At 66.3% G+C, this 25,066-nt stretch carries 31 protein-coding genes and 1 tRNA gene; 19 read left to right on the top strand and 13 right to left on the bottom strand.

Features of this window, described 5'->3' with window-relative positions; translation table 11 throughout:
* From AC1DZV_RS19210 to AC1DZV_RS19200, 3 genes are all read right to left on the bottom strand, one after another.
* The coding region (locus AC1DZV_RS19210; RefSeq protein ID WP_476954378.1) for a PP2C family protein-serine/threonine phosphatase at positions 1 to 1,042 on the bottom strand (1,042 nt) is incomplete at its 3' end.
* A 2-nt stretch (positions 1,043 to 1,044) separates the two neighbouring features.
* Positions 1,045 to 1,527: an FHA domain-containing protein FhaB/FipA gene (locus AC1DZV_RS19205; protein WP_018775647.1), complete on the bottom strand. Its 483-nt coding sequence runs from the start codon at positions 1,525 to 1,527 to the stop codon at positions 1,045 to 1,047.
* Positions 1,524 to 2,273 carry an FhaA domain-containing protein gene (locus AC1DZV_RS19200; RefSeq protein WP_476950947.1) on the bottom strand — a complete coding sequence of 250 codons (750 nt, stop codon included), beginning with the start codon at positions 2,271 to 2,273 and terminating at the stop codon, positions 1,524 to 1,526. Before AC1DZV_RS19200 ends, AC1DZV_RS19205 begins: the two co-directional genes overlap by 4 nt.
* 384 nt (positions 2,274 to 2,657) lie before the next feature.
* Here AC1DZV_RS19200 and AC1DZV_RS19195 point away from each other — a divergent pair.
* Positions 2,658 to 2,740: transfer RNA gene (locus AC1DZV_RS19195), tRNA-Leu, on the top strand.
* A 196-nt stretch (positions 2,741 to 2,936) separates the two neighbouring features.
* Here the strand turns inward: AC1DZV_RS19195 and AC1DZV_RS19190 are convergent.
* On the bottom strand, positions 2,937 to 3,629 hold the full coding sequence (locus AC1DZV_RS19190; RefSeq protein ID WP_476950948.1) for a TetR/AcrR family transcriptional regulator: 693 nt from the start codon (positions 3,627 to 3,629) through the stop codon (positions 2,937 to 2,939).
* 193 nt (positions 3,630 to 3,822) lie between these two features.
* On the opposite strand from AC1DZV_RS19190, the gene AC1DZV_RS19185 reads away from it, so the two are divergent.
* From AC1DZV_RS19185 to AC1DZV_RS19170, 4 genes are all read left to right on the top strand, one after another.
* Positions 3,823 to 5,211, top strand: coding sequence for a flavin monoamine oxidase family protein (locus AC1DZV_RS19185; protein ID WP_476954379.1), 1,389 nt, complete (start codon positions 3,823 to 3,825; stop codon positions 5,209 to 5,211).
* A 54-nt stretch (positions 5,212 to 5,265) separates the two neighbouring features.
* The gene (locus AC1DZV_RS19180) at positions 5,266 to 6,225 is read left to right on the top strand and encodes a universal stress protein (protein ID WP_476954377.1); all 960 of its coding nucleotides are present in this window, start codon (positions 5,266 to 5,268) and stop codon (positions 6,223 to 6,225) included.
* A complete protein-coding gene (locus tag AC1DZV_RS19175; protein WP_476954376.1) occupies positions 6,222 to 7,784 on the top strand; it encodes an APC family permease in 1,563 nt (520 codons plus the stop codon). The genes AC1DZV_RS19180 and AC1DZV_RS19175 overlap by 4 nt, the downstream gene beginning before the upstream one ends.
* A 128-nt stretch (positions 7,785 to 7,912) precedes the next feature.
* Positions 7,913 to 8,395, top strand: a complete 483-nt coding sequence (locus tag AC1DZV_RS19170; RefSeq protein ID WP_476954375.1) for a pyridoxamine 5'-phosphate oxidase family protein — start codon at positions 7,913 to 7,915, stop codon at positions 8,393 to 8,395.
* A 95-nt stretch (positions 8,396 to 8,490) separates the two neighbouring features.
* Here the strand turns inward: AC1DZV_RS19170 and AC1DZV_RS19165 are convergent, their stop codons facing one another.
* Together AC1DZV_RS19165 and AC1DZV_RS19160 are read right to left on the bottom strand one after the other, a co-directional pair.
* Positions 8,491 to 9,129, bottom strand: a complete 639-nt coding sequence (locus AC1DZV_RS19165; RefSeq protein WP_476950951.1) for an NADPH-dependent F420 reductase — start codon at positions 9,127 to 9,129, stop codon at positions 8,491 to 8,493.
* 53 nt (positions 9,130 to 9,182) lie between these two features.
* Positions 9,183 to 9,815, bottom strand: coding sequence for a hypothetical protein (locus tag AC1DZV_RS19160; protein ID WP_476950952.1), 633 nt, complete (start codon positions 9,813 to 9,815; stop codon positions 9,183 to 9,185).
* Between the two features lie 197 nt (positions 9,816 to 10,012).
* On the opposite strand from AC1DZV_RS19160, the gene AC1DZV_RS19155 reads away from it, so the two are divergent.
* A complete protein-coding gene (locus tag AC1DZV_RS19155; protein WP_223914848.1) occupies positions 10,013 to 10,390 on the top strand; it encodes a VOC family protein in 378 nt (125 codons plus the stop codon).
* Between the two features lie 28 nt (positions 10,391 to 10,418).
* Here AC1DZV_RS19155 and AC1DZV_RS19150 read toward each other — a convergent pair whose 3' ends face one another.
* Positions 10,419 to 11,027, bottom strand: coding sequence for an NADPH-dependent FMN reductase (locus AC1DZV_RS19150; RefSeq protein WP_476950953.1), 609 nt, complete (start codon positions 11,025 to 11,027; stop codon positions 10,419 to 10,421).
* A gap of 141 nt (positions 11,028 to 11,168) precedes the next feature.
* Entirely contained in the window at positions 11,169 to 11,573 is a 405-nt protein-coding gene (locus tag AC1DZV_RS19145; protein ID WP_018775636.1) for a DUF5997 family protein, read from the bottom strand.
* A gap of 132 nt (positions 11,574 to 11,705) precedes the next feature.
* Here AC1DZV_RS19145 and AC1DZV_RS19140 point away from each other — a divergent pair, with 132 nt between their 5' ends.
* From AC1DZV_RS19140 to AC1DZV_RS19130, 3 genes are all read left to right on the top strand, one after another.
* Positions 11,706 to 12,461: a LysR family substrate-binding domain-containing protein gene (locus tag AC1DZV_RS19140; protein ID WP_374208301.1), complete on the top strand. Its 756-nt coding sequence runs from the start codon at positions 11,706 to 11,708 to the stop codon at positions 12,459 to 12,461.
* Between the two features lie 334 nt (positions 12,462 to 12,795).
* Complete coding sequence (locus AC1DZV_RS19135; RefSeq protein WP_476954374.1) at positions 12,796 to 13,053, top strand: PLDc N-terminal domain-containing protein; 258 nt, start codon at positions 12,796 to 12,798, stop codon at positions 13,051 to 13,053.
* A gap of 41 nt (positions 13,054 to 13,094) precedes the next feature.
* Entirely contained in the window at positions 13,095 to 13,415 is a 321-nt protein-coding gene (locus AC1DZV_RS19130; protein WP_476954373.1) for a GNAT family N-acetyltransferase, read from the top strand.
* A gap of 142 nt (positions 13,416 to 13,557) precedes the next feature.
* Here AC1DZV_RS19130 and AC1DZV_RS19125 read toward each other — a convergent pair whose 3' ends face one another.
* Entirely contained in the window at positions 13,558 to 14,121 is a 564-nt protein-coding gene (locus tag AC1DZV_RS19125; protein WP_476954372.1) for a dihydrofolate reductase family protein, read from the bottom strand.
* Positions 14,122 to 14,352: 231 nt separating this feature from the next.
* Here AC1DZV_RS19125 and AC1DZV_RS19120 point away from each other — a divergent pair, with 231 nt between their 5' ends.
* Positions 14,353 to 14,661 carry a hypothetical protein gene (locus AC1DZV_RS19120; RefSeq protein WP_476950956.1) on the top strand — a complete coding sequence of 103 codons (309 nt, stop codon included), beginning with the start codon at positions 14,353 to 14,355 and terminating at the stop codon, positions 14,659 to 14,661.
* Between the two features lie 404 nt (positions 14,662 to 15,065).
* Here AC1DZV_RS19120 and AC1DZV_RS19115 read toward each other — a convergent pair whose 3' ends face one another.
* Complete coding sequence (locus AC1DZV_RS19115; RefSeq protein WP_028278214.1) at positions 15,066 to 15,566, bottom strand: cupin domain-containing protein; 501 nt, start codon at positions 15,564 to 15,566, stop codon at positions 15,066 to 15,068.
* A gap of 67 nt (positions 15,567 to 15,633) precedes the next feature.
* Here AC1DZV_RS19115 and AC1DZV_RS19110 point away from each other — a divergent pair, with 67 nt between their 5' ends.
* Positions 15,634 to 16,257, top strand: coding sequence for a TetR/AcrR family transcriptional regulator (locus AC1DZV_RS19110; protein WP_459383499.1), 624 nt, complete (start codon positions 15,634 to 15,636; stop codon positions 16,255 to 16,257).
* A gap of 191 nt (positions 16,258 to 16,448) precedes the next feature.
* Here the strand turns inward: AC1DZV_RS19110 and AC1DZV_RS19105 are convergent, their stop codons facing one another.
* Complete coding sequence (locus tag AC1DZV_RS19105) at positions 16,449 to 16,784, bottom strand: hypothetical protein (RefSeq protein WP_476950957.1); 336 nt, start codon at positions 16,782 to 16,784, stop codon at positions 16,449 to 16,451.
* Positions 16,785 to 16,881: 97 nt separating this feature from the next.
* On the opposite strand from AC1DZV_RS19105, the gene AC1DZV_RS19100 reads away from it, so the two are divergent.
* The 8 genes from AC1DZV_RS19100 to AC1DZV_RS19065 all read left to right on the top strand — a co-directional run bounded on the left by AC1DZV_RS19100 (position 16,882) and on the right by AC1DZV_RS19065 (position 22,686).
* A complete protein-coding gene (locus AC1DZV_RS19100; RefSeq protein WP_476954371.1) occupies positions 16,882 to 17,202 on the top strand; it encodes a DUF6221 family protein in 321 nt (106 codons plus the stop codon).
* 129 nt (positions 17,203 to 17,331) lie between these two features.
* The gene (locus tag AC1DZV_RS19095) at positions 17,332 to 17,634 is read left to right on the top strand and encodes an urease subunit gamma (protein ID WP_028278210.1); all 303 of its coding nucleotides are present in this window, start codon (positions 17,332 to 17,334) and stop codon (positions 17,632 to 17,634) included.
* 8 nt (positions 17,635 to 17,642) lie between these two features.
* Positions 17,643 to 18,008 (top strand): urease subunit beta, encoded by a 366-nt coding sequence (locus AC1DZV_RS19090; protein ID WP_476954370.1) that lies wholly within the window; start codon positions 17,643 to 17,645, stop codon positions 18,006 to 18,008.
* Positions 18,005 to 19,804 carry an urease subunit alpha gene (gene ureC / locus AC1DZV_RS19085; RefSeq protein ID WP_476954369.1) on the top strand — a complete coding sequence of 600 codons (1,800 nt, stop codon included), beginning with the start codon at positions 18,005 to 18,007 and terminating at the stop codon, positions 19,802 to 19,804. Before AC1DZV_RS19090 ends, ureC begins: the two co-directional genes overlap by 4 nt.
* Before the next feature lie 19 nt (positions 19,805 to 19,823).
* A complete protein-coding gene (gene ureE / locus AC1DZV_RS19080; protein ID WP_476954368.1) occupies positions 19,824 to 20,306 on the top strand; it encodes an urease accessory protein UreE in 483 nt (160 codons plus the stop codon).
* 46 nt (positions 20,307 to 20,352) lie between these two features.
* The gene (locus AC1DZV_RS19075; protein ID WP_476954367.1) at positions 20,353 to 21,018 is read left to right on the top strand and encodes an urease accessory protein UreF; all 666 of its coding nucleotides are present in this window, start codon (positions 20,353 to 20,355) and stop codon (positions 21,016 to 21,018) included.
* A gap of 34 nt (positions 21,019 to 21,052) precedes the next feature.
* Positions 21,053 to 21,670 (top strand): urease accessory protein UreG, encoded by a 618-nt coding sequence (ureG, locus tag AC1DZV_RS19070; RefSeq protein WP_476954366.1) that lies wholly within the window; start codon positions 21,053 to 21,055, stop codon positions 21,668 to 21,670.
* A gap of 299 nt (positions 21,671 to 21,969) precedes the next feature.
* The gene (locus AC1DZV_RS19065) at positions 21,970 to 22,686 is read left to right on the top strand and encodes an urease accessory protein UreD (RefSeq protein WP_476950963.1); all 717 of its coding nucleotides are present in this window, start codon (positions 21,970 to 21,972) and stop codon (positions 22,684 to 22,686) included.
* Between the two features lie 68 nt (positions 22,687 to 22,754).
* On the opposite strand, the gene galK is transcribed toward AC1DZV_RS19065, so the two are convergent.
* Positions 22,755 to 23,927, bottom strand: coding sequence for a galactokinase (galK, locus tag AC1DZV_RS19060; protein WP_476954365.1), 1,173 nt, complete (start codon positions 23,925 to 23,927; stop codon positions 22,755 to 22,757).
* Complete coding sequence (gene galT, locus AC1DZV_RS19055; RefSeq protein WP_476954364.1) at positions 23,924 to 25,060, bottom strand: galactose-1-phosphate uridylyltransferase; 1,137 nt, start codon at positions 25,058 to 25,060, stop codon at positions 23,924 to 23,926. The genes galK and galT overlap by 4 nt, the downstream gene beginning before the upstream one ends.
* Between the last annotated feature and the right edge of the window lie 6 nt (positions 25,061 to 25,066).

Below are 25,066 nucleotides of genomic sequence, written 5' to 3'. Positions count from 1 at the left end.
GCGGCGTGCCGTCCGCCGGGGACCCTGGGGCCGGGTCGGCCGGCGGCGCCGAGGCTCCTGCCGCGGCGGCCAACGCGGCGGACCCGGTGTCCTGGGCGGAGGTGTCCTTCTTTACGGACCCGCCGGGGGTTTTGGCGGCACCAACGGTGCTGCCGGCCAGGGGCCCGGCCAGGGTTCCGGCCGGGGCCGCGGACGCTGACGTCCCGGCGGCCGCTGCGGGCGCGGGCACGACGTCGACGGCGGCGGTCCGGACGTCATCACGGGTCGGCTCGGCAATGTCGAGTACCACCACGGTCACGTTGTCCGGGGCGCCGGCCTCCAGCGTGAGTTCAACCAGCAGTTCGGCGCATTCGCCCAGGTCCTTCGTCTCCCGGACGGTGCGCTCCACGACGTGGCCGGCCACATAGTTCAGGCCGTCCGAGCAGAGCAGCCATCGTTCCCCGGCCTGGACAGCCAGTGTGTCAAGATCCAGCTCCGGGCTGGCATCGACGTCCCCCAGCACGCGCATGAGGACGTTCTTGTGCGGATGCGTTTCGGCCTCTTCGGGGCGGAGCCTGCCCTCATCGATGAGCCGCTGCACAAAGGTGTGGTCGACGCTGACCTGTTCGAACTCGCCGTCGCGCAGCCGGTAGGCCCGGGAGTCACCGATGTGGGCGAAGTGGAGCTTTCCTTCGGCGAGGAGCAGGGCCGTGACCGTGGTGCCCATCCCGGCGAGCTTGGGATTCATGTGGACCAGTTCGGACAGCAGGGAGTTGGCTGTCTGGATTTCGTCGGCGAGGACGGTGCCGGCGTCGCCGTCGTAGTCGTCATGGTCCAGGTGGATCATGTCCAGGACGGTCGCGGCGGAGGCAACATCGCCGCCGGCATGGCCACCCATGCCGTCGGCAACGACGGCGAGGTGCCGGCCGACGTAGGCGGAGTCGTCATTCTTGGCGCGGATGCGGCCGACGTCTGACCGCGCGGCGTAGCGCATGATGAGCGGCCGCTTCGGGGCAGTTGTCTTGCCTTCGGCCCTGTCTGCGGGAAATTCCGGGGCAGCCACGGCTACGGCCTCAATTCGATGACCGTCTTGCCGATTCTCACGGGGACGCCCAGCTCCACCGGGAGTGCCCGGGTCAGCTGCTGGTCTGCCAGATACGTGCCATTAGTGGAGCCGAGGTCCTCGATGAACCAGCGGCTGCCCTGTGGGAACAGGCGGGCATGGCGGCCCGAGGCGTAGTCGTCCTCCAGGACCAGGGTGGCTTCCTGTGCCCGGCCCAGGAGGATGGGGCTCGCCGCGAGGGCGATGGTGGTGCCCTTCAACGGTCCCTCGGTCACGATCAGCTGGCGGGCCTGCTGTTTGACGGGGGCCGGCGGCGGTTCGGCAAGGGAAGGATTCTTGCGCACCTGGCGTGCCGTGGGGGCGCCGGCGGCGGCCTTGCGGCCGATCATCAGATCGCGGCGCATGGCCGAGACAATGCTGAAGATCAGCACCCACAGGAGGATGAGGAACCCGAAACGCAGGGCCGTGATGGTCAATTCGCTCATGCGCGGCCGCCTGGGTGGGCGGGCAGTAGGCGGAAGATGATTTTGGTTCGTCCCATCATGATCGTGGCGCCGTCAGCAAGATCCGAACTGCCCACGATCTTTTGGCCGTTGACGTAGCTGCCGTTCGTGGAGCCGAGATCGATCGCCTGAGCCGTACCAGGCCCAGTCCGGATTTCCAGGTGGCGGCGCGAAACGCCGGTGTCGTCAATAAGGATGTCTGCTTCGGAGGACCGTCCGAGGACGATTGAGGGCGCGTTCAGCGAATAGCGCTGGCCGTCGATGTCCAGTACAGGCTGAAGCTGTGCAGGCTGGCGTGTCGGAGCCGCGGGTACGTTGCCGTGAATGCCCGGCTGAGCCGGGACGGAAGGGGCGGAGGCTTTTTCGGTCCGCGAGGTGATGTCGAAATTCCCGGCGCGGTGCTCCTCATCGCGGCGGAAACTGATCCGGACCGGGCCCTGGAGGGTGTAGCCCTGGCTGCGGACATGGTTGATGACTACGTCGCACAGCTCCTCCGCGAGCGGTGTGCCCCATTCCTGGGCGCGCCGGAAGTCATCGCTGCTGAGGAGTACGTCAAAAACGTTAGGGGCCAGGGTGCGTCCCGCGGCGATCGTGATGGCCTTGTTGTCCACCTCGGTGCGGAGGCGGCTCGCGATCTCGACAGGCTCAACCTGGGCGCGGGACCCGGTGGAGAAGACTCCGCGGACGGCCTTTTCGATGCCGCGCTCGACTTTGTCCAGCAATCCCATGGTCCTTCTCCTTTCCTGGTGGCTGCGGGGCAGCGTTCGTTCCGGAACTCGGTTTCCAACTTTTGCGAGCCCGCGCTCAGCGGACACTCCTACATCAGATACTACTGGGCGTGTCTGGGAATGGCCTCAACGGACGCCGCCGGGGCGACGTCAAAATGAGTGCCCGCCGCGCCCTGACGTGCGCGGACACCGCCGCCGGGACCGCCGCGGCGGGTCCCCGCGTGACGCCCGGCGGCGGGGCAAACGTGGCCGGAAAACGACCCCAATCAGGGGGCCCTGGGGCTCGATTGGTGTTTTCCGGCAATTGTCCGTTATGCTTGATCTCGCTGCTTTTACGAGGTTGGCGGTCCGGGAAACCGGCCCTATCCGAGTGGAAGAAGTTGCGCGCGAGTGGCGGAACGGCAGACGCGCTGGCTTCAGGTGCCAGTGTCCGAAAGGGCGTGGGGGTTCAAATCCCCCCTCGCGCACGCAATCGAAAGAACCCCGGTCTTGGACCGGGGTTCTTTTGTTTAACCCGCGCGGCGGCAGCCGGCGTCGGGGTTTTCCGGTTTCCCCACATTCGAAGGCTTCCTCTGGCGTGTTGCGCCGACCCGCCGGTGTGGGGCGGCGCCGGTCCGTCAAAAGTGGGGAAACTCCGCAGCAGCGGACCACGCGGCAAGACCGCTAGGCTGCCCGCAGCGCCCCGAGCCCGGCGAGAAGTGCCTCAAGTCCCAGCCGGAAAGCGACGTCGGCCGGTTTCTCATGGCCTTCCTCGGCCAGGCGCTGGACGGCGGCGGTGAAATGCGGTGTCGACGCGGCCATGGTGCCGGAATCGAAGATGTCCGCGGGTGCCGTGACGTCGTAGGCGGAGCCAAAAATGAACGATTCGATCGCGACAATGGCCGGGACAATGCGCTCCTGCGGAAAGCCTGCGCGGCTGAAACCGGCACTGACGGCCTCATACATGGCCAGTGTCTTGGGCGCATCGGTCACGGGCAGCACGGCAATGACGGGAATCAGCGGGGTGTGCTTGGAAAATACGTCGCGGTAGCTCCAGGCCCAATCCCTCACGGCCTGTTCCCAGTCCCCGGCCTCGAAGGCGGTGACGTCCACGAACGAGGTCAAGTGGTCCTGGACGAGGACCAGCACGTCCCGTTTGGACGAGACATGGTTGTACAGCGCCGAGGGAGCCACGTTGAGGGTCCGCGCCAGGGCAGCCATGGTGAACCCGTCGTAGCCGCTCTTGCCAATCAGCTGCAGGGCCGCCACGGTGATGCCGTGCTGGTCCAGCACGGCCGCGGCGGGCCGTCCCGCGCGGCGGCGGGGCCCGGCGGCGGGGCCGTGCGGATCGGCGGGGGCGCTGGTTGCTGCCGTCATTCCGGCCCTTTCTTCTCTGCTTGGCTTCTCAGTTTGGCTGGCGGGTTCGGGGTGAGCCCGTTCTGCCCCTACTTTACGGGCGAAATTCATTAGGCGGAGGGTCTTCCCCGAAGCGTGTGGAAGGTCTATCATCTAAATGAACGCCATTCATTTTGTGGTCCGCATCACTCTAGCGGCCACGGGGAGGAACATCATGCTGGAACTTGACCGCGACGTCGTCATCGTAGGAGCCGGCCCGTCAGGCTTGACCGCCGCCCGCGAGCTGAAAAAGGCCGGACTCAGTGTGGCGGTGCTCGAGGCGCGGGACCGCGTGGGCGGCCGGACCTGGACCGACACGGTTGACGGGGCCATGCTCGAGATCGGCGGCCAGTGGGTCTCGCCGGACCAGACCGGGCTCCTGGGGCTCCTGGATGAGCTCGGACTGCAGACCTATTCCCGCTACCGCGACGGCGAATCCGTCTACATTGGCGCGGACGGCAAGCGCACCCTGTACACCGGTGACTCCTTCCCGGTCAGCGAAACCACCGCCGTCGAAATGGACAAGCTCACGGCACTGCTGGACTCCCTGGCCGCGGAGATGGCTCCCGAGGAGCCGTGGGCCCACCCCAAGGCCCGCGAGCTGGACACCGTTTCCTTCCACCATTGGCTGCGGCAGAACTCAACAGATGAGGAAGCCTGCAACAACATCGGCCTGTTCATCGCCGGCGGCATGCTGACCAAACCGGCCCACGCCTTCTCCGCCCTGCAGGCCGTCCTCATGGCTGCCTCGGCGGGGTCCTTCACCAACCTCACGGATGAGGACTTCATCCTGGACAAGCGGGTTGTCGGTGGGATGCAGCAGGTTTCGCTGCTGCAGGCCGCGGAACTGGGCGACGACGTCGTCCTCGGCAGCCCGGTCCGCACCATTAACTGGGCCGATGACGCGAGCGGTGGCTACCGTGTCACTGCTGTCTCCGACCGGGCCACGGTGAACGCACGTTTCGTCATCATGGCCGTGCCGCCGAACCTCTACACCCGGGTGTCCTTCAACCCGCCGTTGCCCCGCCGCCAGCACCAGATGCACCAGCACCAGTCACTTGGCCTGGTCATTAAGGTCCATGCCGTCTACAGCAGCCCGTTCTGGCGCGAAGACGGCCTGTCCGGAACCGCCTTCGGCGCCGGCGCCATTGTGCAGGAGGTCTACGACAACACCAACCACGAGGACCCGCGCGGCACGCTGGTGGGCTTTGTCTCGGATGAGAAGGCCGACGCCATGTTCGAGCTCAGCGCGGAGGACCGCCGCCGCGCCATCCTCGAGTCGATTGCGTCCTTCCTCGGCGAAAAGGCCCTGGAACCCGAGGTCTACTACGAGTCCGACTGGGGTTCGGAGGAATGGACCCGGGGGGCTTACGCCGCCAGCTACGACCTGGGCGGACTGCACCGCTACGGCAAGGACCAGCTGACGCCGGTGGGGCCGATCTACTGGTCCTGCTCGGATCTTGCGGCCGAGGGCTACCAGCATGTTGACGGCGCCGTCCGGATGGGGCAGCTCACGGCAGCCCGGATCGTCGCTGCTGCGGACCGTGCGTCCGTCGCCTCTTAAAAAATCCCAACAATTCCGTTGAATGCAGTCCAGTTCAGTTAGGAGAGCGGCCAGATGCGTTACGTAGTGGGGTATTCAGCCAATGCCAGGGGCCATGATGCGGTCAATCTGGCCGTCTCCCTGGCGCTCGGGCGGGGGGCGAGCCTGGACCTTGTGCTGGTGGTGCCCGAAGTGCAGCAGTCCGGGCACGCCCTCGCACCGAAGGCGGGCTTTGAAAATCTGCTCACCGAGCAGGCCCAGGAGTGGCTCGACCAGGCCCTGGCGCTGGTTCCATCCAGTATCCCGGCGCAGGCCCACATCCGCAGCCATGATTCCGACGCGCACGCACTGATCGAGGCGGCCGAGGAACTGGGCGCGGACATGCTCATCATCGGGGCCACCAGCACCGGGCTCTTCAAACGGTTCACGATCGGGTCGGTGGCCAGTGCACTGCTCCACGCCTCGACCGTCCCGGTGGCCCTGGCACCGCACGGCTACCACCGCCAGGAGGCCTTGACCCGGATCAGCTGCGGGCTCGGAACCCGGGCCGGCGCGGAGAAGCTGCTCGAATTCGCCCTAGGCATGGCGGCGAACCGGGACGTGCCGCTGCGGGTGGTGTCGCTTCTGGCCCTCGACGGCGATGCGGCCGATTCAGCCGACGCAGCCCGGGAGTATGCGGCCAAGTGCTTTGCCGACGCACTGGCTGCCGGCGGGCCGGCCGTCCCGGGGGATGCGAAAGCGGACGTCCCGGGGGAGGCCAAGACGGAAGCCCAGGTAGAGGCGAAGACGGAAATCGTCGTCGCCCACGGGCGCAGCATCGAGGAAGCCGTGGACCGCCTGGACTGGGAAGACGGCGAGGTTCTGTTGATCGGATCCAGCCGGCTTGCCAAGGGGCGGTCCATCTTCCTCGGCAGCACAGCGGGCCGCATTCTGCGCGCCCTGCCGGTGCCGATGATCGTGGTCCCCAGCGACTATGAACTCAAGCACCTCAATCATTCAGCGTCGAGTGACACCCCCCGAGAGGCACAACAATGAGCGCAGACCATGCGATGTCCAAGCCGTCGCAGACAGGACAGCACACAGGACAGCACGCCGGATCCCACACCGAACAGCAGCACGGACTGAGTGAAAAGGGCCTGAAAGCCGGATCGGTGGGGCTCATTGGCGCCGTCGTCATCGGCATTTCCTGTATCGCCCCGGCATACACCCTCACGGCCGCCCTGGGTCCCACCGTGGCCGAGGTCGGCGTGCAACTGCCGGCGATCTTCCTGGTGGGCTTTGTCCCCATGCTGCTGGTGGCCTTCGGCTACCGGGAGCTGAACAACGCCATGCCCGACGCCGGGACCTCCTTCACCTGGGCCTCGCGGGCGTTCGGACCCTGGATTGGCTGGATGGGCGGCTGGGGACTCATCGCCGCCACCATCATCGTGCTCTCGAACCTGGCCGCCGTCGCGGTGGACTTCTTCTACCTCATGCTGGCGCAGATCTTCGGCAATCCCGAACTCGCCGACCTCACCACCAACCTGCCGCTGAATATCGCGACCACCCTGGTGTTTATCGCCCTCGCGTGCTGGATCTCCTACCGCGGCATGGAAACCACCAAGACCGTCCAGTACGTTCTCGTGGGATTTCAGTTGCTGGTCCTCGCCTGGTTCTCGATCTCAGCGTTCAGCCACGTCGCCAACGGAACCGCCTTTGACGCCACGGCCATCTCCCCGGACTGGTTTAACCCGTTCGCCGTGGGATCCTTCTCCGCCTTCGCCGCCGGCGTTTCGCTGTCCATCTTCATCTACTGGGGCTGGGACGTCACGCTGACCATGAACGAGGAGACCAAGAACCCGGAGAAAACGCCGGGACGTGCCGCCACGATCACCGTGCTGGTCATAGTGATCATCTACATGACGGTTGCACTGGCCACGCTGAGCTACGCCGGCGTCGGCGACACGGGGCTGGGCGCCGGAAATCCGGAGAACCAGGGCAGTATCTTCGCCGTCCTGGCGGGACCGGTGATGGGCCCGTTCGCCATCCTGATGTCCCTGGCCATCCTGAGCAGTTCCGCCGCGTCCCTGCAGTCCACATTTGTCTCGCCGGCGCGCACCCTGCTGTCCATGGGCCATTACCGGGCGCTGCCGCAGAAGTTCGGCAAGATCAGCCCCACATACAAGTCGCCGAGCTATGCCACGATCGCCTCGGCCGTCGCGGCCGCCGCGTTCTATGTCATCACCCGGACCACGTCGGAAAACGCACTGTGGGACACCATCACGGCCCTGGGCATGATGATCTGCTTCTACTACGGCATCACCGCGTTGGCCTGTGTCTGGTTCTTCCGCGCCGAGGCGTTCAGCGGAGCGAGGGCCTTCTTCTTCAAGTTCCTCGCGCCACTCCTGGGCGGCGTCATCCTGCTGGTCATGTTCGTCAAGACCGCCTACGACTCCATGGATCCCGCGTACGGATCAGGGTCGTCGATCGGCGGTGTGGGGCTGGTCTTCATCCTGGGCATGGGCGTCATCCTGGTGGGCGTGGTGCTCATGCTGGTCATGGCCAAGCTCCGCCCCGAGTTCTTCAGGGGCCAGGTCCTGACCCGCGGGCACTGAGCCCACTGCCGGTTCAGGGAAGATCCCGGGAAGGTCTCCGGCCGGCAGCCATTGGAAAGTAAGCACACTTACCAATAGGCTGTCCGGAGGGGGACCTTCCTCCGTTGGAACCAGAACGAGGTGAGAGCATGTCGGATGCCGAAAGCATCAGCAAGGTCACGGACATCATCAACGATTCGCACATCGGAATGTTCACCACCATCAACGAAGCAGGCGCGCTCGTCAGCCGGCCGCTGGCCGTCCAGGAGGTCAAGGACGACGGCGACATGTGGTTTTTCACGTCGGCGACCACCTCTCAGGTGGCCCACATCCAAGCCAACCCGGCGGTGAACGTCTCCTTCGGCAAGCGCACCGAATGGGTTTCGGTGGCCGGGACCGCTGAAGTGGTCACTGACCGGCAACTGATCCACGACATGTGGAATCAGGTGGTGGAGGCATGGTTCCCGGACGGGCCGGACACCCCTGAGGTGGTCCTGCTCCACGTCGACTCGGACTCCGCTGAGTACTGGACCAGCCCGGGAGGCACGGCGGCCACCGTGCTGCAGTGGATCAAGTCCAAGGTGACCAACAGCCGGATGAGCGTCGGCGACAGCGGAACGGTCGAGCTGTAGCGCTGAACCGGGCCACCGCCCGGCATCACCGGTCGATATTGCCGCTAGATATCACCGCTCAGGGCCGATGACGGCCGGTCGGGACCGGACTGCTCCTAGTCGGTAATTTTCAGGCCGGTGCCCCAGTTAAAGGTTGGATACGCGGGGCTAACCTGCAGCGCCATGACCAGCAGCATGAAGCCCTCGAGTTCACGGGCGTGGCGCAGTCCGCCCACCTGGAGCGGACGCAGCCCGGCGGCTTCGGCGAAGACCGCAACCTCGTTGCGGGCCTCTTCGGAGTCCGAGGCGATGAAGACATCCATCGGCTGGCCACCGGCTTCCCCGGACCCGAGCGGGCCGGCGAAGGTGGTGTTGAAGGCTTTCACCACCCGTGCGCCCGGGAGAAGTGCGGCGATTTCCTCCGCCGCCGACGTCCCCGGGGCGACCACCAGCGAGTCGAAGGTTTCGGTGTCAATCGGATTGCTGATGTCCACCACCGTCTTGCCGCTGAGCGTGTCGCCGAAATGCGTGGCAACTTCCTTGGCCGGGCCGAAGTACAGCGCGAGGACGACGATGTCGCCCTCGGGAACCTCACTCAGGCCGCCGGAGCCGGTGGTGCCGCCAAGTTCAGCAGCGAGCTTGGCGGCATTCTCCGGCGTCCGGTCCAGGATCTGGACGGAGCGCCCGGCGGCGACAGCCCGGGCCCCGATCGCCCGTGCCATGTTGCCGCTGCCGATGATCGTAATGTCAGTCATGATGGAACCTTTCCAAGGTGGCCGCGAACTGCCGGATCGGCAATTCCGGGGAATCAGCCGTGCGCGCGGTCCGGGCCACGCGGCCCGGCGGCGCCGACGCCGGCCGCGCGCTCGGCGGCAGCCAGGGCATGTTCCAGCCGTTCCACGGCCGGGGCGTAGGCGGCATCGGTGCAGGCGCGGTCCGTACGGCCGCCGAGGCCCTCGGCGGCCTTGATCGCCCGAATCAGTGCCGCGGTTTCCGGTTGCCGGGTATCGCTCATCGCGGGATAGTCGATCGAGAACCCCGGGTCCAGTTCGTACCGCTGCCACCGGGCGAGGGCGCTCCGGTGCCGTGCGGCGGCCGCCTCGTTCAAGAGCAGGGTTTCCCGGCTGGCCCGGCGGGCTTCACGCCGGCGGAGCAGCCGGGGTGCCGCAGCCACGGCCGCCAGGGCAGCCCCCGCGGCCAACATCCCGAGCGCCAGGCCGGCCCAGGGCCATGTGGAGGAGGCCAGGACGATGGCGGGCACAATGACGGCGAGTCCGGCGAATGCGTCCCAAAACGCGCCGTCCGCGCCTTCGGAAGGCCCGTCGTCGACCGCCAGATGCTTGCGGGCAAAATAGACCGAGGCGAACGCTGCCCCGGCAACCAAAATTGCGAGGGCCAGGAACTGCCAGGCCGCGAGGGCGCCGGATAGTGAAAGCGTCATTGCACACCTCCCCGGAACGGTCCCGGGCGGGCGCTGTTCCGCTAGTTCCATTGGAATCCCTGGCGGCGGGGCCGTCAATGCCTGCCGGGCCGGGGCAACGCCCGGCGCCAGCGCGGACGCAAACCCAGGCGCCAGGCCCCGGTGCGAAGGCCGCGTCACGGTTCCTACACCGAGCCTCCCGGCGTAGCCTAGGGGCCATGCGACTGAAAATGTGCAGTATCCACGTCAAGGATCCAGCCTCGGCCCATGAGTTCTACACCGGCACGCTGGGCTTCGAAACGCTGATGGCAATGCCGGAGCACAACCTCTTCATCATCAAGGACCCGGATGGTGCCGGGGGCGCCGGACTGCTGCTGGAACCCAGTGACAACCCGATCGGAGCGGCCTACATGAACGGTCTGCACGACGCCGGGATTCCCGCGATCGTCTTTGGCGTGCCGGACGTGCGCGCCGAATACGACCGTCTGGCGGCCAAGGGCGTGATGTTCCAGGGGGAACCGTCCGAGGGGCCCGGCGGGACCAGTGTGGTGTTGGATGACGGCTGCGGGAATTTCGTGCAGCTGCACCAGGACTAGATGCCGGACCACCGCGCCCTGACACTGCCTAACGGCTTGTCTTGTCCTTGTCCGGGTGCTCGTCGCCGATATGGCCCGGCGCGTTGGCGGCCAGGACCCGCGCCACGAAGGAGGCATACTCCTCCATGTAGTGGCGAAGCAACCCGGCCGTAGCCTCGTCCTTGACCTCGCCGTCCTTGCCGTACGCCTCCGGGACGAAGCGGATGTAGGCCTCCGGCGCATTCAGCTGCGGCGCGTCGAGGAAGCTCAGAACGCTGCGGAACGAGGACTGCATCACGGCCGTCCCAATGCCGCCGGGGGAGGCGCCGATGATCCCGGTGGGCTTGCGGGCGAAGGAGTTGGTGCCCCAGGGCCGGGATCCCCAGTCGATGGCGTTTTTGAGCGCTCCGGGGATGGACCGGTTGTATTCGGGCGAGACGAACAGGATGCCGTCGGAAGCCGAGATGGCATCTTTGAGGGCCTGCCCAACGGGTGGGAAAGCGGCATCAAAATCCGGGCTGTACAACGGCAGATCCCTGATGGGGATCTCCGTGAACTCCAGTTCCGCAGGCGCAAGCCGGATCAGCGCCCTGGACAAAGTGCGGTTGATGGAATTGCTCGAGAGGCTCCCGACAAAATATCCGATCTTGAAGGCCATGGCCTTGTTCCTTCCCGATACGCCGCCGGTGGCAGGTGAATTGGGATACGGACGGGATCGGACCGGCGGCCCCGACCCATTCCGCGAGCGTAGTCCTGTGTCCGCGGGATGAAAAGTGGGGCCGGGAGAAAGCGCGTGCCGCTATTCGGCCTTGGCGCGGGCTTTCTTGGCGTCCTTCTTGGCGGCCTCGTCCTTGACCCGCTGGGCCTCGGCGCGGACGGCGGCGTGGGTGGCGCGCTCGGCCACCAGCCAGGCCGGGGGAGCCTGGAGCAGTGCGGTGATTTCCGCCGTCGTCAGCGCTTCCTCAACACCACCGCGGGCCAGGCCGGCGATGGAGACGTTGAGCTTCTGCGCCACCACGGGGCGCGGGTGCGGGCCGTTGCGGCGCAGTTCCGCGAGCCACTCCGGCGGGTTGGCCTGGAGATCGGCAAAATCAGCGCGGGTGATGGTCGAATCCTGGAACTCCTGGGGTGTTGCCGGCAGGTAGATGCCAAGCTTCTTGGCAACGGTGGCCGGTTTCATGGACTGGGAGTTTGCAGAGGTCATAGTCCAAGGGTATCTGGAGGGATGACCGCCGGGCACCAATCCAGTACCCACCAGCACCGGATCAGCGCCGGATCAGCACGGTGCAGCCATCGCGGCGGACCCCCGCGCCAGCCCGGGCGGTACTGTGAACATGTGTCCGCAGCAGAAGAACCATCCCAGACCCCCGACGAAACCGCCGTCGTCCCAGCCGTCGCAGTCGGGCGGGAGCTGCGCTTCGCGTACGTGGCCGGTGTGACACCGGGCAAATGGATCCGCCGCTGGGAGGAACGGATGCCCGATGTTCCGCTGCACTCCTTTATGTCCGACGACGGCGCGCAGCTGTCCGTGCTCCGCGACGGCACCGCGGACCTGAGTTTCGTCCGGCTCCCGGTGGAACGCGAGGGCCTCAGCGTGATCCCGCTCTACGAGGAGCAGCCGGTGGTGGTGGCACCGAAGGGGCACGAGGTCTCCTTATTTGAAGAAGTGGACCTGGCGGACCTGTCTGCCGAGACGTTTCTCGATGTGCAGGAGCTCGGCGGACCCGCGATGGCCCTGCAGGTGGTGGCCTCCGGTGCCGGGCTGGTGATCCTGCCGATGTCCGTGGCCCGGCACTTCAACGTCAAGGACACCGTGGCGCGGAAGCTCACGGGTGCGCCCGGCACGGAGATCGCCCTGGCCTGGCCGAGCGACGCCACGGACGAGGTCATCGAGGAATTCATCGGTATTGTCCGCGGACGCACCGCGGCGAGCTCGCGCCAGCCCTCGGCGCAGCAGGAGAAACCCAAACGCGAGCCCAAGCCGGACCGGCGCGGCACAGGAGCCGCCAAGAAGCCCAAGGTGGCGCAGCGCTACGCACCCAACCCGGACAAAGGCCGCGGCAAGGGATCCCGGAAAAAGGGCAAACGCTAGGCCTGTGGAGTCGGACGCTCCTGGCGGCGTTCTGTGATCGCTGGGTGTCTCCACGGGGCACCTTCACCGGGCGGTTTTGCGGGCAGGGCATATGGGAATCAGAAGGTGCCTGCGTAACGGCTTTCTCGAAGGAAATCATGTAAGTAGCGAGCTGGCCGGTGAGGGACCGGCTAACGGGACGCTTCCAAGCTCACTTGAGGAGCCCCTTACAGAACGTTGGCGAGGAGCTTAAGGCTGCCGCGGCGCCGTGGCTGTTGCGCTGTTGGTATTTCCAGATAGTGCCAAGGCCGGCGATATGGTTGAGCATCAGTAGCCGCATCATCTTGGGGGAAAAATGATATTGGCGCTCTCTGCATCGGAAGTAAATCCACTGGTGCCGTCCTGGGGCATCATGGGATTCCTGCTGATCCTGAACGCAATCTTGTTCATTGCAGCGCTCGTGAGCATTGCGCGCAATAGGACTCATACCACTGGCGGTACTGTCGTTTGGGCCCTCATCGTTCTTGCAGTACCGGTACTTGGCTCGGTTCTGTGGTTCTTGGTTGGGCGCAGAGAAACATCCAGTTCTCGTCTTCGCGATCAACCGAGATAGCGGGCTGGCGGGTCGGCTTTTCCGCTCAAGGGACCCGGGAGTTGTTCCGTTCATTCAGCTCGACCCGTCGGTGGACCACCCGCCAGCGGACCGAGGGTGGAAAAGTCCGCTCGGTCGGCTACTCGGTTGCCCCCGCGCACCGGGGCCGCGGGATCGCCAGCAGCGCGGTAAAGGCACTGACCGCGTTCGCTTGGACCGTCCCCACACTGCACCGGATCGAGCTGTACATCGAGCCGTGGAACAGCAACTCAATTCGCGTTTCCGAGGCGTCTGGTTTCCAGCGGGATGGCCTGCTCCGCAGCCACCAGGAGATTGGTAACACCCGGCGCGACGTGCTGCTCTATGCGACAACGCGGCCTTAACGGCATCTCGGCTGGTGTTCGTTTTCTGCCCAGCCGGAGCTTCGCAGCAGGGCCCGCTTTCGGAATGGTGAGGTGTCCCATTCAAGATTCGGCCTACCGCGGGTGGTGGATGTACTTCCCCGACCGCGCGGAGGAATCGCGCTCAGCCCCTCGTCTCGTACCTGGTCAGGACCACGCCGCCGGGAAACGTCCGCGTCTCCACCAGGTTCAGGTTCACCCAGCTGTCCAGCGAGGTGAAGAACGGAGTGCCGCCGCCCACCAGGACCGGATGGGTGACTAGCGCGTATTCGTCGATCAGCCCGGCCCGCATGGCCGCCCCGGCGAGCGTTGCGCCGCCGACGCTCATCGGGCCGCCGTCGCCGGCCTTGAGCCGGGTGATCTCGGCGATCGCGTCGCCGGTGACCAGGCGGGTGTTCCAGTCGACGTTGTCGATCGTCGAGGAGAACACCACCTTTGGCGTGTCCCGCCAGTTCCGCGCGAACTCGATCTCCGCCGGGGTGGCGTTGGGCTGCTCGTCGCCGGTCGGCCAGTAGGAGCTCATTGTCTCCCAGAGCTTGCGGCCGTACAGTGACAGGCTGCTAGCCCGCTCCTGGTCGAGCCACCACTGGAACAGTTCGTCGCTCGGCGCGCTCCAGCCGATGTCGTCGCCGGCTGCGGCGATGTAGCCGTCCAGGGTCAGATTCATGCCGTAGATCAGTTTTCGCACGGCGCCAGCCTTCCGTTTTGTCGTGGTCGAGGGGCGTCATTGAACTCTGTCGTCCCGCATATGATCGGCAGCATCCTGTCCCTCATGGAGCCACCGTAACTGCCCATGATCTGGTTGCCATAGCCTTCGGTCCGCGATTCAACTGAGCTGCCCGGTGAAGGATCCCCTATCGGACGGCCGCACCCTCGGCACACGGCCGGACAGTTTTTTGCGCATCGGTAGGCTAAACCCATGGCATTAGGGGATGCGGTGCAGCCGCCGACAGTTCGGTCACACGGAGTGGTCCTCGATGCTTACGCGTTCATCAAGGGTTGGCTCATCGCCACCTCGCTCTGGGTCGGCGTGCTACTTCTCCTGGTGGCGGCAGGCTATGGTGTGCCCGCCACCCTCGTGTTCTGGCTGCTGGGAAGCGTCCTTGGCCTCGGCTGGCAGCCCTGGCTACTGATTCCCTGGGCCACCGTTGGCGCAGCGGCAGCCATCGCGCGTTGGGCAATCCGCAATGACGTCCTTGCCTCGAATTCTGCAGCTGACCCGACCTGACCGCCCGCTGCACGATCGGCTTGCGGCCACTTTCTGTCTCCTCGTTTGCCGGGGCAGGCACCCCATGTGAGGCGGCCCTAAACCGGTATCAGGTCGATGTGAATCAGAGCTGTCCCCTGACCTTCCGTACCAGCTCCGCGATGAGTCAAGGCACAGTGTCCGACGGCTCAGGCCCCATCCTTAGACGCGGGGGCTGGCCTGTGGGCTGACAGGTGCCGCCGCACGGGTCCTTATAGCCAGACGGAGCAGTCGTTCGAGAGCTGCCGAGGATCTCGCAACTTCAATTACACCGGCGGAGGATCTCGAAGGAATTCGAGTCCTCTCGGATCAACAGCAGGGCTGAGAGTTCTGCGAACGACGGGCTGCCGCGGTGGGGGATGTCTCACGGCACGCGAATTGAGTCCTCAGTCCTGATTCTCGGGAAACGGAGGAGGGCCGACGATTTCGATGCCACCGTTTATCCGCCCTGATTCGCGAATGCGCTCAAAGTCCACAACGCCCGGCTTATTGCTCGAGCCGAGGGGTTCGCTGGCGCCGTCGTAGAACGCCTGCGCGCTGCCGGGGGTGTGGAGGCACAAAACACGGGTCCCGTCCTGAAGGACTTTGAACGCGTGGGGGACGCCGCGTGGTGCGATGGTTACCCCGCCCGTAGTGACCCGGTGCTCCTCTCCGTCAATGTTCATCAAGATCTCTCCGGCCAGGATGTACATGGTTTCATCCGAGTCCGGATGGGTGTGCATCGGTGTTACCTTGTCGAGAGCCATCTCGTCCTCAAACATGAGGAACGCTCCGCCGGTTTCGTCTTCCGTCGCCTTCCATGTGTGTATCCCTCCACCGAAGAACCAGCGCCTGGCCCCTTCCCCGGGTTGCAGGACGAGTGCTGATGCGGTCTTATTCGTCTCCATGGTGCTCGCCTCGATGAGTGGTAGGAAGACTTATGGGACACCTGTCCCATAACAAGACTCATGTATCATGAAGATCATGTCAAGGGCTTACGCGGACGTTGGTCGGATCGGGCAGAAGCGCCGCACGCTGGACGCTTTGGTCGGGGCGGCGCGCTCTTTGGTCGCGTCCGGCGTTTCGCCGACGGTGGATGATGCGGCGCAGGCTGCGGGCATAGCGCGGAGTACTGCCTACAGGTATTTCCCCGGCCAGCGGGAGCTACTGGCGGCCGCCCACCCGGAAACGGCACGCATGTCGCTGCTGCCGGAGTCTCCGCCTCCGGGTGCGGCAGAGCGGCTGGACGCTGTGGTGGCCGAGTTCACCAGGATCATTGTTGATACCGAAGCCCAGCAGCGCACCATGCTGCGGCTTTCGCTGGAGCAGGCAGGCGGTGAAGTACGTGGCCTTCCCCTCCGGCAGGGACGGGCGATTGCTTGGATCGCTGAGGCGCTTGCGCCACTGCAGGGACAAATGACGGATCAGGACATTCATCAACTGGCCCTTGCCATCCGAAGTGCCATAGGGATCGAGTCCCTGGCATGGCTGACAGACGTTGGAGGTCTCAGTCGGGAAGAGGCCATCGACTCCATGCGATGGACGGCCCGGGCCCTTTTGGCCCACGCTCTGACGGCCGGACTTCCAACCCGCGAATAGGTTCCCGCCTTGCCAAGTCCGTTTCAGCCGTCATTGTCCGAGTTATCCGTTCGCCCGGTGGTGGCCTCGAAACCTATGCCATGCAAGACGGCACCTGCTGCCGGAAACTGCGACCTCGAGCGATCACAGTTCGCCGCCACATAGCGCCGGACTCCACACGCTGGGCCGCAACCCGCTCCCAGCGTGGTCTGCTACTTGGCGCAGGCGTCCTGAAGGGCCTTGACGGATTCGGCCGGAACCTGGTCGCCGGAGTCGGCGATCTGGCGCAGCGGGGTGGTGATCTCAGCGGGTGCACCCGCGGCTTCCGCGCTGGTGACAAGACCGCCCAGCAGTTCCTTGTCCTTGGCGCTGACCAGGCCGTTCTTCACGATGGCGCAGGCCTGCTTCTTCACTTCATTGCCGGCCGCCGTCGCAGCCTGTGACGCCCCGTCGTTGACGGCCTTTTCGGTAGCATCCTGCACTTGCCCACAGCCGGTAAGCCCGATCAAGAGGGCGGCAGCGGCAAGGGCGGCGAGACGTCGTTTCATCCACCCACCCTAACAAGCCCGGCGTGTGCCGGCCTGAGGAAAAAGGGCAAACGCCAGGCCGTAGCCCTGTGGGCACCGGCGCGCATAGGCTCGGTGAGTGGACATCGTCGAGTTCCTGACCGCACGCATTAGAGAAGACGAAGCCGCCGCCCTGAAGCTGCTCGGCGACCCCACGCTTGCCGTCTCCGGCGAGTGGTATGAACGCCGCCTGCTCCGTGAGTGCGAGGCCAAGCGCCAGCTCATCGGCATCATTGAATCCGCACGCCAGTCCGTGCTGGCCACGTTGGTCAGCCAGGAACCCGCCGAGGCCGGATGGGTGCCGGACGTCATCGAATGGACCACGCTGTCCCTGCACACCCTGGCGCTGCCGTATGCGGACCACCCCGAATTCCAGGCGCACTGGCGGATCACCGGATAGGGCCGTCAGCGGTTAGCTCCTCAGATGCTGACGGGTCCCGGAAACCTGCAGGAAATCTCCGCGGCCTACTCTGGTCACACCGCGGCTTCTGCGGTCCGCCAGTCGGCTGGTTCTTGAAGGGATACCGTCATGCACCTCTTGCCCCGTGAGCAGGAAAAGCTCATGATCGTGGTCGCGGCGGATCTCGCCCGCCGCCGCCAGGGACGCGGACTGAAGCTGAACTTCCCCGAGGCCGTCGCGGTGATCAGCTACGAACTGATCGAGGGCGCCCGGGACGGCCGGACCGTTCCGGAACTCATGAGCTACGGAACCACCATCCTTGGCCGCGACGACGTGATGGAGGGCGTGCCGGAAATGATCCACGACGTCCAGATCGAAGCAACCTTCCCGGACGGCACCAAGCTCGTCACAGTTCACGACCCGATCCGTTAGGAGCTTCGATGATTCCGGGAGAATACGTTCTCAGTTCCGCGTCGCTGGTCATCAACGCCGGCCGTGAGGCGGTGGACGTCGCGGTGACCAACACCGGAGACCGGCCCGTCCAGGTGGGCTCGCATTATCACTTTGCCGAAGCTAACTCCGCGCTGCAGTTTGACCGGACGGCCGCCTACGGGCGCCGGCTGGACATTCCGGCCGGCACGGCCGCGCGGTTCGAACCGGGGGACAGCAGGACTGTCCGGCTGATCGAGCTCGCGGGCAGCCGGGAAGTGTACGGCCTCAGCAACGCCGTCAACGGCACACTCCGCAAGACCGGACTCCCTATTTCCGAACACCACGTTTCCGAAGGGGAAGGTGACGCACAGTGAGTTTCGAGCTATCCCGCAGGCAGTATGCGGACCTCTACGGCCCGACGACGGGCGACGCCATCCGCCTGGCCGACACGGATCTGTTTCTTGAGATCGAGAAGGACCTTACCGTGTACGGCGAGGAAGTGGTGTTCGGCGGCGGCAAGGTGATCCGCGACGGCATGGGCCAGAACGGCCAGGTGACCCGGGACGGTGACGGTTCCGGCAGTATCGGTTCCGGCGGCGGAGTCCCGGACACTGTGATCACCAACGTCGTGGTGCTGGACTACACCGGCATCTACAAGGCCGACGTCGCGCTCCGGGACGGCCACATCTTCCGGATCGGCAAGGCCGGCAACCCGCAGATCACCGACGGCGTGGACATCGTGATCGGGGCGAGCACCGAGATCATTGCGGGTGAGCGGAAAATCCTGACTGCCGGCGGGGTGGACTCGCACATCCACTTCATCTCCCCGGACCAGGTCCCTGCCGCCCTGTGCAGCGGCGTGACCACGATGGTCGGCGGCGGCACCGGTCCCGCCGAAGGCACCAAGGCCACCACGGTCACACCCGGAAAATGGCACATCCAGCGGATGCTGCAGGCCGCCGAAGGGCTGCCCATCAACATCGGCCTGTTCGGCAAGGGCCACGCGTCGGCCGTCGAACCCCTGGCCGAGCAGATCCGCGCCGGCGCGATCGGGCTGAAAGTCCATGAGGACTGGGGCTCCACCACGTCCTCGATCGACATGTCGCTGCAGGTAGCGGACCAGTACGACGTCCAGGTGGCCATCCACACCGACACCCTGAACGAGTGCGGCTTCGTGGAGGACACCATCCGGGCCATCGACGGCCGCGTGATCCACACCTTCCACACCGAAGGCGCCGGCGGCGGCCACGCCCCGGACATCATCAAGATCGCCGGGCTGCCCAACGTCCTGCCGGCGTCCACCAACCCGACCCTGCCGTACACGCGCAACACCATCGAAGAGCACCTGGACATGCTCATGGTCTGCCACCATCTGAACCCGGACATCCCGGAGGATGTGGCATTCGCGGACTCCCGCATCCGCGCCGAGACCATCGCCGCCGAGGACGTCCTTCAGGACCTGGGCATCTTCGCGATCACGTCCTCGGACTCCCAGGCCATGGGCCGGGTGGGCGAGGTGATCATCCGCACCTGGCAGGTGGCGGACAAGATGAAGAAACAGCGCGGCGTCCTCAAAGACCCCCAGAGGGACGACACAGGGGATAGCGCAGCCGGCAGCCACGGCGCCCCTTCCGGCCTCGGCGCGGAGAGCGACAACTTCCGGCTCAAGCGCTACGTGGCGAAATACACCATCAACCCCGCCATCGCGCAGGGCATGGCCGACTCCATCGGCTCCGTGGAGGTCGGCAAGTTCGCCGACCTGGTGCTCTGGGACCCCGCGTTCTTCGGGGTGAAGCCGGACCTTGTGCTCAAGGGCGGCCAGATCGCCTACGCCCTCATGGGTGACGCCAACGCCTCCATTCCCACCCCGCAGCCGCGCACCATGCGGCCGATGTTCGCCGCCTATGGCAAGGCGCTGCAGCAGTCCTCCATCACCTTCCTCTCCCAGGCCGCCATCGACGCCGGGGTCCCGGCGGAGCTCGGACTGGAGAAGGTCATCCGGCCGGTGTCCGGAATCCGCAGCCTCACCAAGGCGGACCTCAAGTACAACGGCGCCACCCCTGATATCGAGGTGGACCCGGAAACGTATCAGGTGAGCGTCGACGGCGAGGACGTCACGTGCGAGCCCTCAGACGTGCTGCCCATGGCGCAGCGCTACTTCCTTTTCTAGGCTTCCAGAGGAGACCACCATGATCATCGAAAAGGTCCTCGGCAATACCCACGACCTCCCTCCCGGTCCGGACCCCTACTTTGGGCTCCACCGGGAAAAGGTGGTGCTGCCCAGCGCCCAGCTGGTCAAACGCATCCAGCGCGTCACCACCGACCACGGGAAGGAACTCGGCATCCGCCTCCCCGCCGGTTCCGGGGACCTGCGTGACGGCGACATCCTGCACGTGGCCGACACCAACATGATCGTGGTGTCGGTGTTGCCCACCGACGTCCTGGTGATCGCCCCGCGCTCCATCCACGAGATGGGGGTGGTGGCCCACTCCCTGGGCAACCGGCACCTGCAGGCCCAGTTCTTCGACGCGTCCTCGGAGTACGGGGCGGAGGTGATGGTCTGCCAGTACGACTACACCGTGGAGGACTATCTCAAACACGTCGGAGTGCCCTACGACCGCCAGGAGCGCGTGATGCCTGTCCCCTTCCGCCATGCCGAACACTCGCACTAGTTTTCTCTTCCGCGGCTTGCGACCTCGACGTTGGGGACATCCAGTGATGCATTACCAGTTGGCGTTGCAGCAGTTGACGGATTCCGCTTTGCCTACCGGGGCGTTTGCTCACTCGCTGGGGTTTGAGACGTATGTGGAGCGCGGGCTGGTGCACGATGAGGAGTCCTTTGGGGTGTGGCTGGCGGCGTTCATTTCGCAGCAGCTGACGTACTCGGACGCCCTGGCAATCCGGTTCCTCTATGAGGACGTTCCGGTTGCCGAACTGGATGCGTTGTTGACCGCCCAGTTGTTGCCCCGGCAGTTGCGCGAGGCCAGTACCAAGATGGGCGGACGTCTGCTGGAGATCGGCGCCGAGATCTTTCCGTCCGCAGAGCTGGCGGAGTACCGGGAGCTGGTGGGTTCCGGCCGTGCCGCCGGGCACCAGCCGCTGGCGTTCGCCGTCGTCGCACGGTCCCTGAACGTACCGCTCCCCGAGGCCCTCGCCGCTTACCTGTTCGCCGCGGTGACGTCGTTGACGCAGAACGCCGTCCGGGCGATCCCGCTGGGGCAGAACGCCGGCCAGCGGATCCTGCGGAAGGCGGCCGACGGCGTCGCCGCCGCTATCGAGCGGGTCAGTCACCTCACGCCTGATGACTTTGGGGCCGTCAGCCCCGGGCTGGAAATTTCGCAAATGCGGCACGAACGCCAGCGCGCCCGCATGTTCATGAGTTAACCGAGCTACGCACGAAATATGTCTGGAGAAGAATATGTCTGAGCCCGTCAAGATCGGCATCGGCGGCCCGGTGGGCGCCGGCAAGACCCAGCTCGTGGAGCGGCTCACCCGTCACATGAGCCGGGAGATCTCCATGGCGGCCATCACCAACGACATCTACACGATCGAGGACGCCAAGATTCTCGCCGCGAACGGGATCCTGCCTGTCGACCGGATCATCGGCGTCGAAACCGGCGGCTGCCCGCACACCGCCATCCGCGAAGACACGTCCATGAATACCGCCGCCATCGAGGAACTGAAGCAGCGGCACCCTGACCTGCAGGTGATCTTTGTGGAATCCGGCGGCGACAATCTCTCCGCCACGTTCAGCCCCGAACTGGTGGACTTTTCCATCTACATCATCGACGTGGCCCAGGGTGAGAAGATCCCGCGCAAGGCCGGCCAGGGCATGATCAAGTCCGATCTGTTCATCATCAACAAGACCGACCTCGCCCCCCACGTGGGCGCGGACCTGGCCGTCATGGAGCGGGACTCCAAGGAATTCCGGGGCGAGAAGCCGTTCTGCTTCACGAACCTCAAGACCGACGAAGGGCTGGACCGCGTCATCGGCTGGGTGCGGCAGGACGTCCTGATGCTCGACCTAGCGCCGTGACGGCGATTGTGCGGAGTCCGGCGGCTTCGCCGGATTTGGGGCCGTGCCCGTCCCCTGCCGCTCCCGACTCTCGCAAGCTCGAGTCGGGACCCTCGCGGCAGTGGGCCCCCCGCGGTGCCCGCCACGCCGAGGCCCCAAAATCCGGCCTCGCCGCCTCAGCGGTTAAGTCGCCGATGGGGGAACTGGAACTCGTCGTCGAAAATCGGGGCGGACGTTCTGTCGCCACGCACCAGTTTCATCGGGGGGCTTTGAGGGTTTTGCGGCCGCATTACTTGGATGGCAGCGGGCAGGTTTGTTATGTGCTCGTCAATCCTGGCGGGGCGTATCTGGGGGCTGACCTGTACGTGATTGACGTGGAGGTGGCCGATGGGGCAAAGCTGCTGCTCGCCACGCAGTCGGCCACCAAGATCTACCGGACTCCGGGATCCTTTGCCGAACAGCGGATGCGGATGCGGCTCGGGGAGGGGGCTCGGCTGGAGCTCGCCCCGGATCAGGTGATCGCCTACCGGGAGGCCAGCTACCGGCAGAATACGCACGTGACGGTGCGGCCGTCGTCGAGCCTCATCATGGCCGAAATTGTGACCCCGGGGTGGTCGCCGGACGGGGCCTCGTTCCGGTACGAGGAGCTGCGGTTGCGGACCGAGATCCGGGTCGAGTCGGAGGCGTCCGTCGGGGAGGCGGGCGGGCTGCTGGCCCTGGACAACGTGCTCATCCGGCCGCCCCTGGACGATGTGACGGGCCTGGCGTTCATGGAGGGCTTCAGCCATCTGGGGTCGCTGATCGTGGTGGACCCGCGGGTGGACCAAGCCCTTGCCGACGAACTCCACGAGATCACGGCCGGGCTCGGCGCCCATACCGGCATCTCGCTCACCACCGCCGTGCTGGGAACGGCCGGGCTGGTGCTGAGGTCGCTCTCGAACAGCACGGAGGAACTGCGGCGTGTTCTGGGAGCCGCCACCGCCCTGGTTCGCAAGCGCTGGTACGGCCAGGACCCGCTGGATCTGAGGAAGTACTGATGGCCGGGACCCAGCAGAGGGCCGCGCAGCCCCGGCTTCGGCCGCTGACCACCCGGCCGGCGGCCTGATCACAGCCGGCGCGCTCCCTCTGCCGGCAGGACAGCGAAGACATCGGGTGCCTGCAGCCCCCGGACGGCGAAGCCGGCCAGGACCGCGGACCGGACCTGATCGGCGTCGTCCACTGGAACCAGGGCGATGGCGGAGCCGCCGAACCCGCCGCCGGTCATCCGGGCCCCGATGGCCCCGTTGGCGCGCGCGGTGTCAACGGCCAGGTTCAGTTCCGGGCAGGAGATTTCGAAGTCGTCCCGCATGGAGCGGTGGCTGGCGTCCAGCAGGTCTCCGATTGCCAGCGGCCCATGGGTCGTGAGCAGTTCCGCGGTCCGGGCGACCCGTTCGTTCTCGGTGACGATGTGCCGGACGCGGCGGAACGTCACGTCGTCGAGGATGCGCGCGGCCCGCGGCAGATCGGCGGCGTCGAGGTCGCGGAGGGCGCCGACGCCCAGGACCCGGGCGCCCCGGACGCAGGAGGCCCGGCGTTCGGCGTACCCGCCGGTGGCATGGGCGTGCGAGACCTTGGTGTCGATCACGAGGCAGAGAAGCCCGGACTCCGCCAGGCCGAGCGGCACCGGGTGCGAGCTGAGGTCGCGGCAGTCCAGGTAGACGGCGCAATCCCGGGTGCCGAGCATCGACGCGGACTGGTCCATGATCCCGGTGGGGGCGCCGACGACGTTGTTTTCGGCCCGCCGCCCGATGTCCGCCAGTTCGGCTCGGCCCAGGCCCGCTCCGGTGAGGTCGGACAGGGCCAACGCGACGGCGCATTCCAGGGCGGCGGAGGAGGACAGCCCGGCGCCGACCGGGACATCGGAGGTCACGTACAGGTCAAAGCCCGGCACCGTGATGCCGGCCCTTTCCAGCTCCCAGGCCACGCCGGCCGGGTACGCGGACCMGCCGGCCGCCTGGTCCGGGGCGAAGGTATCGAGATCGAATTCGACCGGGTCGGCGGCCGCGAACGCCGAGGCCAGCCGCACGGTGCGGTCCGCCCGGGCCGACACGGCCACGGTGGTGGAGCGGTTGATGGCGAACGGCAGGACAAGGCCGTCGTTGTAGTCCGTGTGCTCGCCGATCAGGTTGACCCGTCCCGGCGCCTGCCACACGCCGTCGGCGTCATGGCCGAAGTGGCCGGCGAAGGCGCGGGTCAGCGTGTCCGCCAGGGCCGTTCCTGCGGTGTCGGTGGTGGTCATGCCGTTCCTGTCCTGGCGTCCCGGAGCCGGGCCGCGACCTCTTCGGGAGTGGTGTCGTTGATGAAGGCGCCCATGGCGGCCTCGGAGCCGGCCAGGAACTTGAGTTTGTCCGCGGCCCGCCGGGGGGAGGTGAGCTGCAGGTGCAGGTACCCGGACCGGCGCAGCACCGGGTCAAGGGGGGCCTGGTGCCAGGCGCTGATATACGGCGTCGGGCTGCCGTAGAGCCTGTCGAGGCGGCCCAGCAGGTCCGGATAGAGGACGGCGAGCTCATCACGCTCGGCGCCGGTCAGCGCGGCGAGGTCCGGAACCTGGCGGTGCGGGACCAGATGGATTTCCAGCGGCCAGCGTGCCGCGAAGGGCACGTAGGCGCTGAAGAATTCGCCCTCGAGCACCATCCGGGCGCCGTCGGCACGTTCACTCGCTAAAATCGCCCCGGTCAGGGTGGCCGTCCCGCCCGCCGCCTCATGGAACTGCCGGGCGGCCGCGGCCATCACCGCGCTCCTCGGTGTGACGTAGGGGTAGGCGTAGATCTGGCCGTGCGGATGGTGCAGTGTCACGCCGATGTCCTGGCCGCGGTTCTCGAAACAGAACACCTGCGCGACGCCGGGCAGCACGCTCAGGGCCTCGGTGCGGTGTGCCCAGGCGTCGATCACGGTGCGCACCCGCCGGGTGCTGAGTGCGGCGAACGTCCCGGTGTGCTCGGGCGTGAAGGCTACGACCTCGCACCGGCCGCCGGCGGTCCCGCGGGTACCCCAGCCCGGCGCTGCCGGGGCGGCGGCGAGATCCGGACCGAGCGAGGGGAAGCGGTTTTCAAACACGGCGACGTCGTAACCCGCCGGGATCTCCGAGGGCCGCGCGTCGGTGCTCGGGCACAGCGGGCACTCGTCCGCCGGCGGAAGATGCGTCCTGTGTTGCCGGTGCGCGGCGACCGCCACCCATTCCCCGGTCAGCGCGTCGTACCGGATTTCCCCGGACGGGCCACGCTCGGGAAGGTCGCGGCGGTCCCTCGACGGGCGCTGCAGGGGATGGGAAGTATCGTCGAAATACAGGAGTTCACGCCCGTCGGCGAGGCGCGTACTGGTCACCGCGGACACCGACGCCGGGGCGTCGCTGCGGCTGATGATGCTGGTCATGGGGTT

This window comes from Arthrobacter sp. P1_D12 (assembly GCF_056406175.1).
Note: the sequence above shows the minus strand (reverse complement) of the source record. Positions and strands in the feature narration are given on the sequence as shown.